Source organism: Halomonas huangheensis, from assembly GCF_001431725.1.
Taxonomy (GTDB): Bacteria; Pseudomonadota; Gammaproteobacteria; order Pseudomonadales; family Halomonadaceae; genus Halomonas; species Halomonas huangheensis.
This window is the reverse complement of record NZ_CP013106.1, coordinates 3246275-3265209: the sequence shown is the minus strand read 5'-3', so window position 1 is coordinate 3265209 and position 18935 is coordinate 3246275. Positions and strand designations below refer to the sequence as shown.

Sequence of the window (18935 nt, the reverse complement as noted above, 5' to 3'; positions counted from 1 at the left end):
TCTTCTCGATCCATCGAGCCTTGTTTCCCCGCATGGCGGCTTCTGTTGCCGCCGCTTCCCGTTGTGCGTGCATCAACTCGATAGTCTGTTTTGAAAAGATTGCGTTCCAGGACAGTCCTCCTTGAGCACACTTCTTTGAGCATCAGGGGGCTGGCACCGTACAATGCTCGAGACCCTTCTGAACTGGAGCATCACTGATGTCCGAACCCCAGCCGATTCACTTGAGTGACTACCGTCCTCCGGCCCATCGCGTAACCCGTACTGAACTGACCTTCGACCTCGCCCCTGGTGCTACTCGTGTCAAGGCACGCTTGCATCTCGAACGTCATCCAGAGCGCGAGGCCGGAGAGCCGTTGTGGCTCGATGGCGAGTCGCTGGTGCTCAAGAGTATTGCCCTCGATGGCCAGCCGCTCGAGGAAGATGAATACCAACAGAGTAACGCAGGACTCAAGGTACATCAGGTGCCGGAGCGGTTTATCCTCGACACCGAAGTCGAGATTGCTCCCAGCGAAAACACTGCGCTGGAAGGGCTTTATCAGTCTGGCGGTATGTACTGCACCCAGTGCGAGGCCGAAGGCTTCCGACGCATCACTTTCTATCCGGATCGGCCGGATGTAATGGCCACCTTTACCACCACGGTGATCGGTGATACTCAAAGTGAGCCGATACTGTTGTCGAATGGTAACCCGACGGAGCGCGGAGAGTTGCCCAATGGCCGCCACTTCGCGACCTGGGAAGACCCCCACCCCAAACCTTGTTATCTGTTTGCGTTGGTGGCGGGTGATCTGAAGAAGGTTGAAGATCACTTCACGACCATGAGTGGGCGTGAGGTCACCCTGCAGATCTGGGTTGAGGAAGAGAATCTCGGCAAGACCGAGCATGCCATGGAGTCACTCAAGCGGGCCATGCGCTGGGATGAGCAAGCCTATGGCCGTGAGTATGATCTCGACCTGTTCATGATCGTCGCGGTCAATGACTTCAACATGGGTGCCATGGAGAACAAGGGGCTCAATATCTTCAACTCCGCGGCAGTGTTGACGCACTCCCGGACGGCCACCGATGCCACCTTCCAGCGCGTTGAAGGCATTGTGGCGCATGAGTACTTCCACAACTGGTCCGGTAACCGTGTCACCTGTCGCGATTGGTTCCAGCTGTCGCTCAAGGAAGGCTTTACGGTATTCCGTGACCAATCCTTCTCCGCTGACGTCAATTCTGCGCCAGTCAAGCGTATCGAAGAAGTGTCCTTCTTCCGTACTGCGCAGTTCGCCGAGGATGCCGGGCCGACGGCTCACCCAGTGCGCCCCGATCAGTACATCGAGATCGGTAATTTCTACACCCTGACCATTTACGAGAAGGGTGCTGAGATAGTACGGATGCTGTGTAACCTGGTAGGGGAAGAGAAGTTCCGCGAAGGCTCCGACCTGTACTTCTCGCGATTCGACGGCCAGGCCGTCACCATTGAGGACTTCGTTTCCTGCATGGCTGAGGTCTCGGGTCTGGATCTCACCCAGTTCATGCGTTGGTACAGCCAGGCTGGCACCCCGGAAATCGATGCGTTTGGCGAGTATGACTATGCCAGGGGGCAATACCGCTTGTTGCTGCGTCAACGCACTCCAGCCACTCCCGGGCAGTCCGAGAAACAGGCATTGCATATCCCTGTGCGCCTGGGCCTGGTGGGCACCAAGAGTGGCAGTGATCTCACGCTGACCCTTGACGGTGAATCGCTGGGCACAGATGCCGTGATCCATCTGCGTGAGGAAGAACAGGAGTTTCTGTTCACTGATGTTGAGGAGGCTCCGGTACCCTCACTGCTGCGTGGTTTTTCCGCGCCGGTCAAACTGGCCTTCCCTTACTCTCGCGAGGACCTGGCGTTTCTGTTGGCCAATGATAGCGATGGTTTCAACCGTTGGGACGCAGGTCAGCGCCTGACCCTTCTGGCGTTGGATGATTTGATTGCGGCGCATCGCAATGGCGTTGAGAAGGTCATGGATAGCCGTGTGGTCGATGCGTTCCGTATCCTGTTGGAAGAGAACAGTGACGACAAGGCAGTGCTTGCCGAAATGTTGACGCTGCCCAGCGAGGCCTACATCGCTGAACAACAGCCGTTGGTAGATGTTGATGCCATCCATGCCGCCCGTGAGTTCGTGCGTCAGTCACTGGCTCATGAACTGCGTGATGAGCTCCTTGCCGTATATCGCACCAACCAGAGTGATGCTGCTTATGAGCCTACGCCTGAGCAGATTGGCCAGCGAGCACTGAAGAATGTGGCGCTGTCCTATCTAATGAGTATCGAGGACGAAGAGGGCGTTGAGGCTGCGAAGGCCCAGTTCGGCACCGACCACAATATGACCGACGTGCGTCATGCGCTGACGTTATTGGTACATAGCTCATGTTCCGAGATCGCCGATCCGGCACTCAAGGCTTTCGGCCAGAAATGGGCGCAGGATCCGCTGGTGATGGATCAGTGGTTCAGCTTGCAGGTGACTCGTCCACAACCGGACGCACTGGATCGGGTGCGCTACCTGATGGAGCATCCCGCGTTCTCGCTCAAGAATCCCAATAAGGTGCGTGCACTGATCGGCGCCTTCGCCAACCAGAACCGTATCAACTTCCATCGTCTCGATGGCGAAGGTTACCGTCTGCTGGCCGATGTGGTCATCAAGCTCAACCGTCTCAACCCCGAAATTGCCGCACGAATCATCACACCTCTGACACGTTGGAAGCGTTTCGACGAACAGCGCCAGGAGTTGATGAAGGCCGAGCTGGAACGGATTGCCGGGGAAGATCTGTCGCCGAACCTGTATGAGGTGATCAGCAAGGCGCTGGCGTAGGGACGGAGTGGTAAGCTGTAAGTTACATTCAAGCTGTAAGCGGTAAGTTATAAGCTGTAAGTTATAAGAGGGAAGAGGGAAGAGGGAAGAGGGAAGAGGGAAGAGGGAAGAGGGAAGAGGGAAGTAACCCCAACCCCTGATTCCATCGGATAGCGCTGGACAACTTCCGGCTCGAACCCCGAGACTCCTGGCTTACGGCTTACGGCTTACGGCTTACGGCTTACGGCTTACGGCTTACGGCTTACGGCTTACGGCTTACGGCTTACGGCAACAACGTCGACAGCACGATCAGACCCAGCAGTGCCCAGATCAGTGCGGCAACAATGGCGCGGTTCATGGCTGCGCGTATTGCCCGCCACAGCAGGAACAGCCCAAGAATCAGCAGCGCAATGCTGAAGAAGGTCGGGGTGATACCCAGCGAACTGGACAGGCCATTGACGAAGCCTGCGCCGGCATCATCAATGCCGGAGAACATGGCGCTGAGGCCGTCAACGATGAAACGAATCAGGTGGCCGAGTGTTTCACCTAGCCAGGTGAATATATCTTCCATGGTGCCGGGAATCCTTGTGTTGCGCCCTTGTAGATGAGGAGATTCTAACCCAGTTGTTCGCTGCGTGATGCCAACCCAGCCTCTTCTGCTGCGCTGTCGGCCAGCGCGCGTCCCGCCTCGTCATAGACGTGATGGACTGCATGGGCGCCCAATTCTCGAATCGGCTCAATCTCTTCCGGGTATTCGACAATCGCGGTGATCTTGCCAGGGAAGTCGCGGCTTCGCAGTTGCTTGAGAGCGAAGAGGTTACCTGCGTGGTGAGGCATCGCCAACACCACCAGACGTACATCTGATGACATCAGCATCTTGTCCCAGAAGTCCGAGTCAACGGCATCACCTTCGAGAATATTGAACCCGGCCGCCTGGAGAGTGGTCACACTGCGTGGATTGGAGTCGACGCCCAGTACCTTGAGACCATACTCCTTGGTCAGACGACGATATACGCTGCGCCCAATTCGCCCCATCCCCAGCACAACTGCTTCAGCATCACCGACTTCCAGAGGTCGGTCGCTGGGTGACAGTCTCTCGGTGCTGATTCTGGGTAGGTAGGATTCGACTCTTTGATAGATCTGCTCGCTGGCGGAATTGATCAGTGCCGAGATGATAAAGCTCATTGCCAGCGCCAGCGAGATGACCACGACCCATTGCGGAGACAACCAGTCGTTGGTGACTGCAACAGCACCCACTATCAGGCCGAATTCCGAGTAGTTGCTCAGACTTAGCGTTGCCAGTATCGAAGTGCGGTGACGAATGCCGAAACGCATCAACACCATTTGATAGATCAGGGTCTTGACCGGGAGCAGCACGAGTAACAACACGGCAGCGCCAAGCAGTGTCCAGGTAGGTAGGGCATGAAAGCCGATAGTAAGGAAGAAGCCAACCAGCAACAGTTCCTTGATGTTGAACATTGATCGTGCCAGTGACTGAGCAGCGGAGTGAGGTGCCAGTAACATGCCGATGATCAGCGCCCCCAGGTCACCTTTGATCCCTACCGCTTCGAATAATCCATAGCCGAGAACAAGCGCCATCATGATACCGCACAGCAACTGCATTTCGCCGTGTCCCATTCGGTCAAGTAACCGTGCCAACCAGGGTGCCAGCGGAACAAGGATCACCAGCCCCAGGGCTAGCGGGTGTGGCATCTCTGCGGTGGAGAAGGTCAGGAAGATCACGGCGAACAGGTCCTGCATGATCAGAATACCGATCGACAATCGACCATAGGCTGTCTGTGTCTCACTGCGTTTTTCGAGTATCTTGACCACAAATACCGTGCTCGAGAACGACAGGGCGAAGGCCAGAACCAGTAAGGTAGAGAAGTTCAGAGAGGCCACCAGATCGCTGAAGTCGAGACCAGGTATCAACAGCAACATGGTCTTGAAGGCGACGAGTATGCCGATCAGTGCGGCGGTCGTCAGACCCGTACTCAGTACGGCTCCTCCCCATACCTCGGGGTGCAGTAGGGTGCGTACGTTGAGCTTGAGACCGATGGAAAACAGCATCAGAGTCACGCCGAGGTGAGCCACGGTATCCAGTAGAGCTGGCTTCTCATAGCCGAGGGCGTTGAGCAGGAACCCCGCGATCAGAAACCCTACCAGCGGAGGAAGCCTCAGCAGCAGCGCAGTGACGCCTGAAAGAAAAGCCGCCAGGATGAAAACCGGGTCCATCGATCACCTGTATAGTCGGAAAAGCGATTGCAAAGGCCTAGTGTAACGGTATTGTTACGGGAAAGGGACGATCTTGAGCGGCGCAGGGGTCTCTGGAACACTCGGTAAGGATGTCCGGTGATCATTGAGTTTTAATGAATAGCTCTCTTGAACAGCTCGCGTGAATAATTAAGGAAGAGTCAGGATGACCCAGCCGTCAGGCACTAACCGACTGATTCTCAATGGTCAGGCTGCGCAGGCCCCGGAGGTGCGCAGTGCGGTCTATAGCTGTCGGCGTGGTGGTCTGGATGTCGACGTGAGGGTGACCTGGGAGAGTGGCGACGCCCAGCGACAGGCGCTTCAGGCGGGACACGATGGCGTCAAACGAGTCATTGCCGGGGGAGGGGATGGCACCGTCCATGAAGTGGTCAATGGACTGATGCAATTACCCCGTGACAAGCGCCCCGAGTTGGCGATCATGCCGCTGGGCAGTGCCAATGATCTGGCGCGTTCGCTGGGCCTGCCGCCTGGGCAGGCGGCGGCGCTGGATGCGGCCTGCCGCCTGCCCAGTCGCTGGATCGATATACCGCGTATGAATGACCACTATTTCATCAACATGGCCACGGGCGGCTTTGGTGCAGAGATCACTACGTCGACGCCAAAGGGGCTCAAGCGTCTGATGGGCGGTGGTGCCTATTCTGTTGTTGGGGCCCTCAAGGCCTGGCGCTACAAGCTTTATCCGGGGCATCTTGCCTGGGATGGTGGTGAAAGCCATACCGAGATATTTCTGCTGGCGATCGGCAATGGTGTTCAGGCCGGGGGCGGTCAGCAACTTACCCCCGCGGCACGTCTGGACGATGGACTGTTTGATGTCATGCTGGTGCGCGATTTCAAGTCACTCCACCAGTTGCGGGCCATGATGCAGGAGCTGCGTACTCGGCCTTATCATGGCCTCCACGTTGACGCCTTCCGCTCGGCCTGGCTGCGGTTCGAGGCCGACGGGGATGCCTGGTTACCGCTGACGCTGGATGGCGAGTCCTGTTATCAGCGCTGCTTCGAAGCAGAAGTCACCCCGTTGGCATTGCGCCTGGTGATGCCCGATCGCTGTCGCCTTGCCGCGCCGCTGGGGGAATAGAAAAGCTCCTGGCTCGCAGCTGTTGCCTTCACGGAACTCAAGACCGAAGCTAAGTGCCTTATATCTTGCACCTCGGTTGTTGCTTTGGTGCAATAAAGGCTTATTTCATGGAGAGACGCTGATGGCAACGAGCCCCGGCAAGGCCGTGTTGGTGGCACTGATGCTGCTGGCCCTTACCGCCTGCGACAATAATGAATCCGCAGGTGATGACGAGGCTGCATCTGGTGCCGAGCCGACTGCCGCTGAGTCATCGGCGGCGAATGATGGTGGAACGAATAACGAGGTAGAGGCAACGGTGGAGTCGGACTCCAGCGCTGATGCACAGGATGAGGCCGCTGCAGAGCAACCTCCTGCTGTGTCAGATAATGCGTCAGGGGAAGCTGTCTCGGAGCAGGAGATGTCTGAAGATAGCGCCGCTACCGCAGATGCCGAGGCAACGCTTGACGAAGAGCAAGCCTTGCCCAATGAGACCAGTTCCAGTGACGTTGACGCGATCATTGAAGAGACCGAGCGACGTTTCCAGGAAGCCAGCCGCCAACTGGATCAGCAGTTCGAGGAAGTTGAGGTGGCTGAGGAGCCGACCAGTGGACCGCAGCTGGATTCAGCAACCGCTACGCCAAATCCTGGTGTGAGTGATGGCGAGCCAACTCCAACCGGAAGTGCGATTGAAGACGAGTTGAGCAAGGATCCGGTGACGAGTGAGGTTGATGCCATCATTGAGGAAACCGAGCGCCGCTTCGAAGAGGCCAGTCGTGAAATCGACCGCCAGTTTGAGGAGGCGGAACGCCAGGTACCTGAATCGGTGCCCCCCGAGGTCGAGTCTGAGGTTGACCAAAGCCTTGAAGGTTCCGAAGGCGATAGCTCGCCATAACGGGCAATTCCAGATAAGCGTAAGTCTGGAGCAGCACCACATAAAGAAGGCCCACCTTGAGGTGGGCCTTTGGGTGCATTGTCCTTGAATAGCTGGACGATGCCGTCCCCGTGCGGGAGACGGAGCGATCACCTGTTTACTCGGCAATCTTGATGTTGGAGGCCTGAAGGCCTTTCTTCCCTTGAGTGACGTCGAAGGAGACCTTCTGGCCGTCCTGTAGGGACTTGAAGCCTTCAGCCTGAATTTCGGAGAAATGAGCGAACAGATCATCACCGCCGTCGTCGGGGGAGATGAAGCCGAAGCCCTTGGTGTCGTTGAACCACTTGACAGTGCCAGTTGCCATTGTCGATTTCCTTAACTCGCTAGATGATGGTGCGGGTTCAGCCTGCAGGGGATTGTTTCCGCCATGGCGTGGTCTGAACCTTGTTGCGTGGGCAAGACAAGACAGAAGAGCGCATTGTGTGTTTCGAAAGAATCGAGAGATCGACAAATCGAACTACCAGTGACGACATTTCCACTTGCTGTCCAACGCTGCGATTCGAGGGCATGATAGGCAGAGGCCTATGTCACCCATCTTGACGATGGTATACCTCGACTCGCCAGATTTACTGTAGATCGAAAGGGGTGCAGCGTCCAGAGGTTCAGGGGCCTGTACCAGGCTTGGGTTTGACCTGATTGGGATTTTTCATGACGACTTCAGAAGTTCATTCAGAAAATACGCACTCCAAGGTGGTGGGATACCTGCTTTGGCTATTCGGCTTTCTTGGCGCGCACCGTTTCTATTACGGTAAGCCCGTCACCGGCACCATCTGGTTCCTGACTCTCGGTCTGTTCTTCATCGGCTGGATCATTGATCTGTTCCTGATCCCGAGCATGGATCGCGAGGCAGATATGCGCTTCCGAGGTGGTTCGATCAACTACACCGGCGCGTGGTTACTGCTGACTTTCCTTGGCGTCTTCGGTGTACATCGCTTCTACATGGGCAAGTGGGTGACCGGCATTATCTACCTGTGTACAGGCGGCCTGTTCCTGGTCGGTATTCTGTACGACTTCTGGACACTCAATGACCAGATATCGCTGAAACACAGTGATGAGCTGAGGACAGTGCGCTGATGGAGTCGCTGATCGATGCCCAGTTTCTGCCCTTTGTGGTGGCGATTACTCTGCTGAGCATCACGCCGGGGGTGGACACACTATTGGTGATCCGCAATACCGCGCGTGGCGGCCTCGGCGATGGCATCCTGACCAGTGTGGCGATCTGCCTGGGACTGTTCGTGCATGCCACGGTATCGGCGCTGGGGGTTTCACTGATTCTGCTGCAGTCGGCATGGGCCTTCTCGGCTCTCAAGTTGATCGGTGCCGGCTATCTGATCTGGCTGGGAATCCAGAGTCTCAGGCAGGTGCCTCACTCCAGAGGACTACCGGTCGCGGAAGTCGCGGTAGGCGAGCGGCAACAGACGAGCTTCTGGCGGCCGTTACGGGAGGGCCTGCTGTCCAATGTGCTCAATCCCAAGACGGTAGTGTTCTACATGGCCTTTCTGCCGCAGTTCATCGCTCCGGAAGATCCCGTATTGCTCAAGTCGCTGTGGTTGGCTGGCGTGCACTTCGTGATCGCCAACATCTGGCAGGTCGGAGTGGCAGTGATGGTGGGTAGTGCAGGAGCTTTACTGGCGCGGCCAGCCTTTTCGCGTTGGCTCAATGGCATCACTGGTGCGGTACTGGTGATATTTGGTGTCAAACTGGCATTGACCCGAGCGCCAACGTGAAGCCGAGCATGCTCGGCTGACTCTCCCACTGCAACTTGATCTTGGTCACTTGAAATGAAAGGGCCTCGGCTGGAAAGCCGAGGCCCTTTTACGTTACCTGAAGCCGTGAACTTGACGCCTCATGAACTTGAAACCGAAGTATCAGCGCCTGACCAACAGGCTGGCGTCATAGCGATGGTCACGCTCTGCAGGTGTCAGCACGCTGACCCCTTGCGTCGAGCCACCATTGGCAAGACTTTCGAACACGACGCGATATTCGAGTACCGCGCGCACGTAGCGGCGTGTCTCCTTGAAAGGAATATGCTCGACGAACAGGTCAAACTCCCCAGGAGAACGTGCCAGCCACTGGTCAACACGCTGCGGGCCAGCGTTGTACGCGGCAGCGGCAGCGATACGGTTTCCGTCATAGCGGTTGATCATGTCTCGAATATAGGTGCTGCCGAGACGGATATTGGTTGCTGGTTCGAGTACACCGTAAGGGCCGGGATCACCGATACCCACTTGACGCCCCACCAGGGAAGCGGTGCCGGGCATCAGCTGCATCAGGCCACGGGCACCTGCCGGTGACTCGGCGCGGGGGTTGAAGGCGCTTTCGCGGCGGGCGATACCCATCAGCAGATAAGGGTCGACGCGGTTGGCTTCACCCCAGCGCATGAAGTCATCGCGATATGCTTCGGGGAAGCGCCACTGCAGGGAGTTGAGCATGTCATCGGCAGCAATGGTGGTCTGGATCAGCAGCATGTACCAACCACGCTGATGAGCGTAGTCCGCCAGGCGGCGAGCATCGTTCGGAGTGGCGGCCTTCACCGCATGTATCCATTCCAGGTAGGCGAGGCCATCCTGACCAATGCGCTGAAGCGCTTCGGTGCGCCGCACGGTTGGCCAGTTACTGACTTCCGCGCGCTGAGCATCGCTGAAGGTACTGGTGTCCATATTCAGGTTGTAGGCCTGGCCGAGACGGTCTGCTGCGACAAAGCCGAAGAAATCACGCTGCCCGGCAGCACGCGCGAAGGCGGTCTGAGCGGCGGATGTCTGCCCGCGAATCTCCAGCGCGCGTGCCAACCAGTACTGCCAGCGGGCCTTGCCTTGCGTTTCCGCGGGCATGATGTTGATCGTGTTCTCGACAGCAGACCAGTCTGCATCGCGAATCGCCAGGCGTGCGCGTAGCTCGTAGACTTCCGGATCGGTCTGGCGAGGCAGGGCCGTATCAATCCAGGACAGCATCTGGCGCTGATCACGACGCAGCCCCCAATAGATGATGTCGTGCTCGATATCTCGCGTCGCATCCATCGAGAACGGCTGAGCACTCGCTAATTGCTGCCAGGAATTCAGGGCGGCCTGGCTGGATGAGCGGGCGCTTGAACGCAATGCAGCGGTAAAGAAACTCTCGTTGCCGGCACAGTTTGGCCCAATGCACTGCCCAACACTGCTCAGGGCGGCGGGGTTGGCTGCCACGCTCCGTTGTGCGGCAACCGCACTGCCCCAGCTGGGGCCCATCTGGCGACCGAGATAGCTGGCCAGACCGTCTTCTCCGGCTTCCCAGGCCAGCATCATGCGCTGCCAGATTTCCATGTCACCGATCTCACCACGATTGCGCAGAGTGGAGAACAGTGAGTTGCAGGCATCCGGTTGCGAACTACCGACTCGCCACAGGCGACGACCGCCAGTGGCGGCAGCCACAGGATCTTGAGACATCAGAGCCGTGTAGTAGTAGCACTGCTCTGCGGTGCTTTTCGGCTCGCCGGCAGCGACTGCCAGTACATCGTCGTAGCGTCCGGCCCTGCCATAGCGCAGGATGGCCTGCTCACGCATCCAATCGCCCATCGGTGCGTCGGCGTTGGCCGCAATATAGTCCAGTACCTCGCGGGGCGAGGCGTTAGGCAGGCGCTCACGCAGGATGTAGTATTCGACGTAGCCGCTCAGCTCATGTCCGCGGTAATCGGCAGGGTTGACATGTTGCGTATCACCGCGGCGTACGGTATCCAGGGCAGCACTCAAGGAGCTGTCACTGGCTTGTGCAGGACCGAAGGCCAGCATCGGCAAGCTCAAGGCGGCGATGGTAGCCAGTGATGGTAGACGGTGTGATCGCACAAGACGGCACAGCTTTTCAAACGGACGCAGCTTTTCAATAGAACGTAACTTTTCAATAGAACGTAACTTTTCAATAGAACGTAACAAGGCTACCGACATGTGTTCCCTCCTCGACGATGATCCCGTGCGATCTTCTGTATGGGCCAGGCATCCTGCCTGCTTGCGTGTTCGTGATTAACGCTCATGGTCGCCTGGTGCGGGGCGCTTGAACAGTCCTTCTTGTGTCGGATAAGCACAGCAATTCTCCAGGCTGTTGCTATGTCACTTGCTTGGAGGAGCATAGTCTGAATGTGGTTGGGTGCTTGATTGATACGTTGGAAAGCCCCATAACAGCATTATTGGCGGCTGCTGGACCCTTTTCCAGGCGGCCCGTGAGTGTGGTGTGCCATAAGGCCGTAAATGCGTCATGCAGAAAACCGCGGCCCAACTGGCGCTACAGCACACAATAGGAGACACAACATGGCAATTCGTGATTATTTGCCGAGGATCGGGCGGTTCTCGCAGCGTTCTCGTGCCTTCAAACAGATTCTGCGTGCGCTGAAGCTGTTTGTTCCCATGCTGCAGGATGTGGCCTCTGGCCGCTACCGGCCGGTTCCCTGGTCAGCCATTGGTTGGATGGCGGCAGCCTTGGCCTATCTGGTTTCGCCGATTGACTTGATACCGGACTTCCTGATGCTGTTCGGAATCATCGACGATGTGGTGATTGTCAGTTGGCTGCTGACCAAGGTTGATCATGCCCTGATGGATTATCGTGCCTGGCGTGGTGAATCGGAAGAGCCTGATATTCGCGATATTTGATGATTGGCTGACGTGGCGCTCGCGCCACCTGTTGATTTCCTGTTCCTCGCTTTCGATTACCTCTTCACCTCTGGTCGTATTGCGTGGTTGCTGATGACAGGCCATATTCAGACAAGTGTTTGAATAGCCATCTCAACCATCACGGGACCAGCGAATGCCTCATGCGCCTTCTCCCTCCTTCACGTTGTGGCGCCATGCGCTGCAGCGCGTGGTCGAGGCGATTCCTCATACACAGCATCTTGGCCTTCAGGTTACTGAGGTCAATGACGATAGCGTGACCTTCCACCAGCCCTGGCGGGATGACTTGAGCGGGGACCGCCAGCGTGGTCTTGTGCATAGCGGTGTGCTCAGCATGTTGCTGGATACCGCATCCGGCGCTGCGCTGCTTCCGGCGCTTGATGCACCGGAAGTCTGCCCGACCCTTGATCTTCACGTCAGTCACCGAAGACCAGCCGTCGCCGGTCAGGGGTTGTGGATTCGGGCGCGGGCCGTGGAAGTGACTCAGTCGCTGGTTTTCACCGAGGCTGAAGTCTGGCAGCGTCCGGGAGTCATCGTCGCGCGTGCCAGCGGCCACTTCATGCGCCTGGGAGAACGTAATACGCCGCCGGGCTTTTCCGCGGCCCTCTTTGCTGGCCTGGATGAGAGAGCGCCAGATGTAACAGTCGCATCTACCACCGTCGTGCCAGATATCAGTGAGAGACATCAATGCTCCAGGCCGCTGCGTGAATCACTGACGAGTGGTCGAGCCAGCGGGGATATGGGGGTATGGCTGGAGTGGATACCTTATGCACAATACATCGGCGTTACGGTGTCAGGGACCGAACAGCCGGCACTATTTGTGCTTGAACCGCAGCAGCGCAACATAGGCAACTTCATGTTGCCGGCCTTGCATGGTGGTGTGGTGGCAGCCTTCATGGAAACCACGGCGGCACTGAGTGCATTGCATGCCGCGCGCGAGCCGCGTCTACCGCGATTGGTCGATGTCACCCTGGATTATCTACGCAGTGCGAAGGTCCAGCCGACCTACGCGCGTTGCTGGATCGAGCGAGAGGGTAAGCGTATGGCCAACGTCAAGGTCAAGGCATGGCAGGACGATGAAGACCAACCGGTAGCCAGTGCTCGCGTCAACTTCCTTCTCGGTGAGGTGTGACGTTTTTCCAGGCGGTCACGGCTTGAAAAGCTGTTACCGGGCCCCATATCCCCTTGCATATTGAAGTAGTGCCCGCGATGGGCGCTGATCAATCAGCGGCGCTTGCCGCGGATACTGGCCAGCAATGTTGAAAGGGGTTCGACCAACCATGACCACCGCTACCCAAGAAGAAACCCTGGGTTTCCAGACTGAGGTGAAACAGCTCCTCAATCTGATGATTCATTCGTTGTACTCCAATCGCGAGATATTCCTGCGTGAGCTGATCTCCAATTCAGCCGATGCTTGCGACAAGCTGCGCTATGCAGCGCTGGACAACGATAGCTTGTATGAAGGCGACAGTGAGCTACGCATCGAAATCGAACACGACAGCGATGCCGGTACGGTAACCATCCGCGATAACGGTGTCGGTATGAACCGTGAGGATGTCATTGCCAATCTCGGCACCATTGCCCGTAGTGGCACCGCTGAATTCCTCAAGCAGCTCTCCGGTGAACAGCAGAAGGATGCGCGCCTGATTGGTCAGTTCGGGGTGGGCTTCTATTCGGGCTTTATCGTCGCCGATGAGATCACCGTGCGCACCCGCAAGGCGGGTGATGATGCCTCCAGCGGTGTCGAGTGGCGTTCACGCGGTGAGGGAGAGTTCACGGTTGCTGATGTCGAACGCGAGCGTCACGGCACAGAGATCATTCTGCACCTCAAGGAAGACGCACAGGAATTCGCTGATGATTTCCGTCTTCAGAGCCTCGTGCGCAAGTATTCCGATCACATCGAAGTGCCGGTCAAGATGCCTCGTACAGAAAAGGCGCATGACGATGACGGCAACGAGGTAGAAGGTTCAGAAGTTACCACCTGGGAAACGGTCAACGAGGCAACCGCCCTCTGGGTGCGCCCCAAGGGTGAAGTGTCAGATGACGAATACAAGTCCTTCTTCAAGCACATCGCTCATGATTTCTCCGATCCGCTGACCTGGAGCCATAACAAGGTCGAAGGCAAGCTCGAGTACACCAGCCTGCTGTATGTACCGGGTCGTGCGCCTTTCGACCTGTATGAGCGTGATGGCGCGCGTGGCGTCAAACTGTACGTACAGCGCGTGTTCATCATGGACGATGCCGAGCAATTCCTGCCGCTGTATCTGCGCTTTGTCAAAGGTGTGCTCGACACTCGTGACCTGTCACTCAACGTGTCACGTGAACTGCTGCAGCAGGACCCAAAGGTCGATCGGATCAAGTCTGCGCTGACCAAGCGTGCGCTGGACATGCTCAAGAAGCTGGCCAGGGACAAGGAGGCTTATCAGGGCTTCTGGAACACCTTCGGTTCGGTGCTCAAGGAAGGTCCTGCAGAAGATTCCGCCAACCGCGAGAAGATCGCTGAGCTGCTGCGTTTTGCTACCACGCATACCGATAGTGCTACTCAGGATCAATCGTTGGCCGATTATGTGTCACGCATGCAGGAAGGCCAGGACAAGATCTACTACATCGTTGCCGATGGCTTCAATGCAGCGCGTAACAGTCCGCACCTCGAGATCTTCCGCAAGAAGGGCGTCGAAGTGGTGCTGCTGCATGATCGTATCGACGAGTGGCTGATGAGCCACCTGACTGAGTTCGACGGCAGGAAACTGGTCGATGTTGCCAAGGGCGACCTCGACCTGGGGGATGTCGAGAACGAGGACGAGAAGAAGGCTCAGGAAGAAACCGCAAAGGCCAAGGAAGAGCTCGTCAAGCGCGTCAAGGATGCACTGGGTGATGAGGTCCAGGAAGTCCGGGTTACGCATCGTCTGACCGACTCTCCCGCTTGTGTGGTGCTGCCGGAACATGAAATGGGCTACCAGATGCGCCGTATCATGGAAGCTGCCGGGCAGGCACTTCCCGAAGTCAAGCCGATCCTCGAGCTTAACCCGGAGCATGTGCTGGTTGGTCGTCTTGAAGGCACCGATGAGGGCTTTGATGATCTGGCACGCATTCTGTTGGATCAGGCAATCATTGCTGAAGGTGGTCATCTCGATGACCCGGCAGCCTATGTCAAACGCCTGAACGCTCTGCTCAGTGCCTGATCTCTCATCGGGAGACGTCGTTTGATATGGATCAATCTACCCGCCGCCAATGGCTGATATGTTGATCCTGTGCTTCCGGTAGGCCAACGGATGGTGATTTCCTTCAGGGTTTGAAGGTGGACCGGAAGCATTGAATTCGACGTGGCAGTGTCCAGTGATGCTGTCAGGGGAATGAAAAAGGGCCGATACCTCCGGGTATCGGCCCTTTTTGCATATGCGGTTTCGGCGGTAGCGTCAGTCTGCAGTTTGGCTCGACAGCTGTTCTCGCTCACGCGCACGGCAGGCGGCGGCGGTAAACAGCACATCAGTGGAGGAGTTGAGAGCCGTTTCGGTGGAGTCCTGCACTACGCTGATCACGAAACCGATGGCCACTACCTGCATGGCGACATCTGCAGAAATTCCGAACAGGCTTGCAGCCATCGGGATCAGCAGCAGTGAACCACCGGCGACACCGGAAACGCCGCAGGCCGCCAGCGCCGAGACTACGCACAGCAGCAGGGCGGTGGGGAAGTCGACACTGATGCCCAGCGTATGGGTCGTGGCCAGCGTGATCACCGTGATGGTGATGGCGGCACCCGCCATATTGATGGTTGCGCCCAGCGGAATCGAGATCGAATAGGTATCAGCATGCAGCTTCAGGCGCTTGCACAGCTCGAGGTTGATCGGAATGTTGGCCGCACTACTGCGAGTGAAGAAGGCGGTGATTGCGCTACCGCGCAGGCAGGTGAACACCAGCGGATAGGGGTTGCGACGCGTGGTCAGGAACACGATCAGCGGGTTGGTGACCAGCGCCACGAACAGCATACAACCGACGATCACGGCCAGCAGGCGGCCATAGTCGAGCAGCGCGCCCATGCCGGAATCGGCCAGGGTGCCGGCCACCAGGCCGAAGATGCCCAATGGTGCGAGGCGAATCACCAGACGCACGATATTTGCTACCGCGTTTGATAGGTCGTTGAGCGCATTCAGTGTTGTGGTGTTGGCTCCGCGCAGGCTGATACCGAGGCCTACAGCCCAGGCGAGAATTGCCACGAAGTTGGCTTCCATCAGTGCAGTGACCGGATTGGCTACCACGCTGAGCAGCAGATCACGCAGAATCTCGATCACACTGCCCGGAGGTGTGCCACTGGCCTGGGCAGTATCGATGATCAGGGTGGTTGGGAACAGGAAACTGGCGGTAACTGCGACCAGTGCCGCCACCAGGGTGCCGACGAGATACAGTACCAGCACCGAACGGATATGGGTGGGTTGGCCCTTCTGATGATTGGCAATCGCCGCCATTACCAGCACGAATACCAGTATTGGAGCCACAGCCTTGAGCGCGGAAATGAAGATCTGCCCCAGCAGGGACACGGACTCAGCGGCCTGCGGTGAGACAAGGACCAGCAGTACACCACACAGAATGCCGATGGCGATCTGCGGGATCAGGCCCAGGCGCATGATCGGGCGCAGCGGGGCAAGGAACGGGGCTGTCATATTGGTGTTCTCGGAGTGTGAAATGGGGGCGGATCACGCCCTTTTCGGTGCTATGCAGACGTGGGTTGTCCACGAAGCGGCGCATTCTAACACTCCGTCGACGCCGGGTGGGGTCGACTTAAGTCGCAGGCGAGCAGCCTGAGCTGCTCGAACTGTAAGTCATTACATCAGCTTTAAGCTGTAAGTTATAAGCTGTAAGTGAACCCAAGAGACGAGCTTCGAGCGACGAGCACTCTACGCTCGAGCTTGAACCCCGAACCCGAGCCTTGTCTGCGCATTGTCAGGCGGCACTGGATAGCTTTAAAGCTCGCCGCTCGAAGCTTACAGCTTGTTTTTCAGTCTCTTGCCTTTCTTATCGCGGCAGCCAGTTCACGCGTCAGCTGATGTACTGCGGCGGTGCCTTGTTCAGGCGTTGCGCCGTTGGCCTGGGCATCAATCAGTGCCGATCCGACCACCACGCCGTCGGCAAAGCGACCGATGGCTGCTGCCTGTTCGGGAGTGCGGATCCCGAAGCCAACCGCGATGGGGATATCGCTGTGCTCGCGGATGCGTTCGATTTCCGTGGCGACACGCTCGGCGGTTGGGGCTGCGCCGCCGGTGACGCCATTGCTGGAGACGTAATACAGAAAGCCAGAGGTGTTGGCGAGCACGCCGGGCAGACGGCGTGCGTCGGTCGTCGGCGTGGCCAGGCGGATGAAGTTGAGCCCTGCCGCCGCCGCAGGCAGGCAAAGTTCGTCGTCGTGTTCCGGGGGCAGGTCGACGACGATCAGGCCGTCAACACCCGCGCTGTGTGCCTCGCTGAGGAAACGCTCGACGCCGCGGCGGTAGATGGGATTGTAGTAGCCCATCAACACCACTGGAGTATCGTTATCCTCACGGCGCAGTTCCCGCACCATATCGAGGGTCTTTTCCATGGTATGTCCAGCGTCCAGAGCACGGCGTGTGGCATGCTGGATGGCAAGGCCATCGGCCATCGGGTCGGTGAATGGCATACCCAGTTCGATGATATCGGCACCGGCCTCGGCAAGGCCGAGAAGCGTCGCGAGGCTGGTGGTGTAGTCGGGGTCGCCAGCGGCAATATAGGTTACCAATGCAGCACGGTTTTCTTCACGCAGTTGGGTGAAGCGGTGACGCAGGCGATCGTGGGTAGTGGTCATCATGGTGTCTCCTGAAGGCGCTGGATTCGGTCAGTTGGCATCGCTGGTATCGAGGCCAAGGCTATCTGCCAGATGCTCGGTAACGGTGGCCATGTCCTTGTCGCCGCGCCCGCTGAGGTTGACGACCATCAGATGGTCGGCGGGAAGCGTCGGCGCACGCCGTATGACTTCGGCCAGAGCATGCGAGGATTCCAGCGCCGGAATGATGCCTTCAAGGCGGCAGAGCAGAGTGAAAGCGTCCAGTGCCTGCTGGTCGGTAGCTGCGACATATTCGGCACGCCCGACTTGATTCAACCATGCGTGCTCGGGGCCGATGCCAGGATAGTCGAGACCCGCAGAAATCGAGTGGGCGTCACTGATCTGGCCTTGCTCGTCCTGGAGCAGAAAAGTGCGGTTGCCGTGCAGGACGCCAGGATGACCACCTTGCAGGCTGGCAGCATGGCGGGGAGTGTCCATGCCCTCACCGGCGGCCTCAACACCGATCAGTGCCACGCTGCTGTCATCGATAAAGGGGTGGAACAGGCCCATGGCATTGGAGCCGCCGCCGATACAGGCTACCAGCGAATCCGGTAGACGACCTTCCTTGTCCTCGAGCTGCTGGCGAACTTCCTTGCCGATCACCGACTGGAAGTCGCGCACCATGGCCGGGTAGGGGTGAGGGCCAGCAACGGTACCGATGATGTAGAAGGTGTCCTCGACATTGGTCACCCAGTCGCGCAAAGCCTCATTCATGGCATCCTTGAGCGTACCGTCACCCGCGGTTACCGGGCGTACGGTGGCGCCGAGCAGTTGCATGCGATGCACATTGGGTTGCTGCCGGTGAATATCGGTGCTGCCCATGTAGATGACGCAGTCGAGTCCGAAACGCGCCGCGACGGTGGCGGTGGCAACGCCGTGCATGCCGGCGCCGGTTTCGGCAATGATGCGGGTCTTGCCCATACGCCGTGCCAACAGGATCTGGCCCAGCGCATTGTTGATCTTGTGCGCGCCGGTGTGCATCAGGTCTTCGCGCTTGAGGTAGATCTTTGCTCCGCCGAGGTGTTCAGTGAGGCGTGCCGCGTAATACAGAGGACTTTGACGACCGACATAGTCGCGCGATAATTCGTCCAGCTCGGCGGCAAACTCTGGGTCCTGACGGGCGTCTTCGTATTCCTTTTGCAGGTCGAGGATCAGCGGCATCAGAGTTTCGGCCACAAAGCGGCCGCCGAAGTCACCAAAGAAGCCTCGTTCGTCGGGGCCGGTCTGAAGGTTGGGCTGGGTCATGTTGGAAACCTCACCATTGCAAGGAAAATTCAATGATTGCCACCTGGCTTGAGCCAATGGGTGAGCCTGGATAGGAATAGACTAGGTTGTTACTCACTCGAGGAATATCGATTAATTTGCCATAATGTGTGAGATATTCTCACATGAGGGGTGA

At 57.8% G+C, this 18935-nt stretch carries 15 protein-coding genes; 8 read left to right on the top strand and 7 right to left on the bottom strand.

Features of this window, described 5'->3' with window-relative positions:
* Nucleotides 1-197: 197 nt before the first annotated feature.
* Nucleotides 198-2831 (top strand): aminopeptidase N, encoded by a 2634-nt coding sequence (gene pepN, locus AR456_RS14255; RefSeq protein ID WP_021818690.1) that lies wholly within the window; start codon nt 198-200, stop codon nt 2829-2831.
* A 262-nt stretch (nt 2832-3093) separates the two neighbouring features.
* Here pepN and AR456_RS14250 read toward each other — a convergent pair whose 3' ends face one another.
* Together AR456_RS14250 and AR456_RS14245 are read right to left on the bottom strand one after the other, a co-directional pair.
* Nucleotides 3094-3381, bottom strand: a complete 288-nt coding sequence (locus AR456_RS14250) for a hypothetical protein (RefSeq protein WP_021818691.1) — start codon at nt 3379-3381, stop codon at nt 3094-3096.
* A gap of 44 nt (nt 3382-3425) precedes the next feature.
* Nucleotides 3426-5045 (bottom strand): cation:proton antiporter family protein, encoded by a 1620-nt coding sequence (locus AR456_RS14245; protein WP_021818692.1) that lies wholly within the window; start codon nt 5043-5045, stop codon nt 3426-3428.
* Between the two features lie 184 nt (nt 5046-5229).
* On the opposite strand from AR456_RS14245, the gene yegS reads away from it, so the two are divergent.
* Together yegS and AR456_RS14235 are read left to right on the top strand one after the other, a co-directional pair.
* Complete coding sequence (yegS, locus tag AR456_RS14240) at nt 5230-6159, top strand: lipid kinase YegS (RefSeq protein WP_021818693.1); 930 nt, start codon at nt 5230-5232, stop codon at nt 6157-6159.
* Nucleotides 6160-6280: 121 nt separating this feature from the next.
* Nucleotides 6281-7030: a prolipoprotein diacylglyceryl transferase gene (locus tag AR456_RS14235; protein WP_021818694.1), complete on the top strand. Its 750-nt coding sequence runs from the start codon at nt 6281-6283 to the stop codon at nt 7028-7030.
* 136 nt (nt 7031-7166) lie between these two features.
* Here the strand turns inward: AR456_RS14235 and AR456_RS14230 are convergent, their stop codons facing one another.
* Nucleotides 7167-7373 carry a cold-shock protein gene (locus AR456_RS14230; protein ID WP_021818695.1) on the bottom strand — a complete coding sequence of 69 codons (207 nt, stop codon included), beginning with the start codon at nt 7371-7373 and terminating at the stop codon, nt 7167-7169.
* A 344-nt stretch (nt 7374-7717) separates the two neighbouring features.
* On the opposite strand from AR456_RS14230, the gene AR456_RS14225 reads away from it, so the two are divergent.
* Both AR456_RS14225 and AR456_RS14220 read left to right on the top strand, forming a co-directional pair.
* Entirely contained in the window at nt 7718-8143 is a 426-nt protein-coding gene (locus AR456_RS14225) for an NINE protein (RefSeq protein ID WP_021818696.1), read from the top strand.
* Nucleotides 8143-8796 (top strand): LysE family translocator, encoded by a 654-nt coding sequence (locus AR456_RS14220; RefSeq protein WP_021818697.1) that lies wholly within the window; start codon nt 8143-8145, stop codon nt 8794-8796. The genes AR456_RS14225 and AR456_RS14220 overlap by 1 nt, the downstream gene beginning before the upstream one ends.
* Nucleotides 8797-8937: 141 nt before the next feature.
* Here the strand turns inward: AR456_RS14220 and AR456_RS14215 are convergent, their stop codons facing one another.
* A complete protein-coding gene (locus tag AR456_RS14215) occupies nt 8938-10887 on the bottom strand; it encodes a transglycosylase SLT domain-containing protein (RefSeq protein WP_031207611.1) in 1950 nt (649 codons plus the stop codon).
* A 459-nt stretch (nt 10888-11346) separates the two neighbouring features.
* Here AR456_RS14215 and AR456_RS14210 point away from each other — a divergent pair, with 459 nt between their 5' ends.
* The 3 genes from AR456_RS14210 to htpG all read left to right on the top strand — a co-directional run bounded on the left by AR456_RS14210 (nt 11347) and on the right by htpG (nt 14885).
* Nucleotides 11347-11685 carry a YkvA family protein gene (locus AR456_RS14210; protein WP_021818699.1) on the top strand — a complete coding sequence of 113 codons (339 nt, stop codon included), beginning with the start codon at nt 11347-11349 and terminating at the stop codon, nt 11683-11685.
* A 154-nt stretch (nt 11686-11839) separates the two neighbouring features.
* Nucleotides 11840-12835: a PaaI family thioesterase gene (locus AR456_RS21635; RefSeq protein WP_021818700.1), complete on the top strand. Its 996-nt coding sequence runs from the start codon at nt 11840-11842 to the stop codon at nt 12833-12835.
* Between the two features lie 148 nt (nt 12836-12983).
* Entirely contained in the window at nt 12984-14885 is a 1902-nt protein-coding gene (htpG, locus tag AR456_RS14195) for a molecular chaperone HtpG (protein ID WP_021818701.1), read from the top strand.
* A gap of 234 nt (nt 14886-15119) precedes the next feature.
* Here the strand turns inward: htpG and sstT are convergent, their stop codons facing one another.
* The 3 genes from sstT to trpB form a co-directional block, all read right to left on the bottom strand.
* Nucleotides 15120-16361 carry a serine/threonine transporter SstT gene (gene sstT, locus AR456_RS14190; protein ID WP_021818702.1) on the bottom strand — a complete coding sequence of 414 codons (1242 nt, stop codon included), beginning with the start codon at nt 16359-16361 and terminating at the stop codon, nt 15120-15122.
* A gap of 335 nt (nt 16362-16696) precedes the next feature.
* Nucleotides 16697-17518, bottom strand: coding sequence for a tryptophan synthase subunit alpha (trpA, locus tag AR456_RS14185; RefSeq protein WP_031207613.1), 822 nt, complete (start codon nt 17516-17518; stop codon nt 16697-16699).
* Nucleotides 17519-17548: 30 nt separating this feature from the next.
* A complete protein-coding gene (gene trpB, locus AR456_RS14180) occupies nt 17549-18781 on the bottom strand; it encodes a tryptophan synthase subunit beta (protein ID WP_021818704.1) in 1233 nt (410 codons plus the stop codon).
* Between the last annotated feature and the right edge of the window lie 154 nt (nt 18782-18935).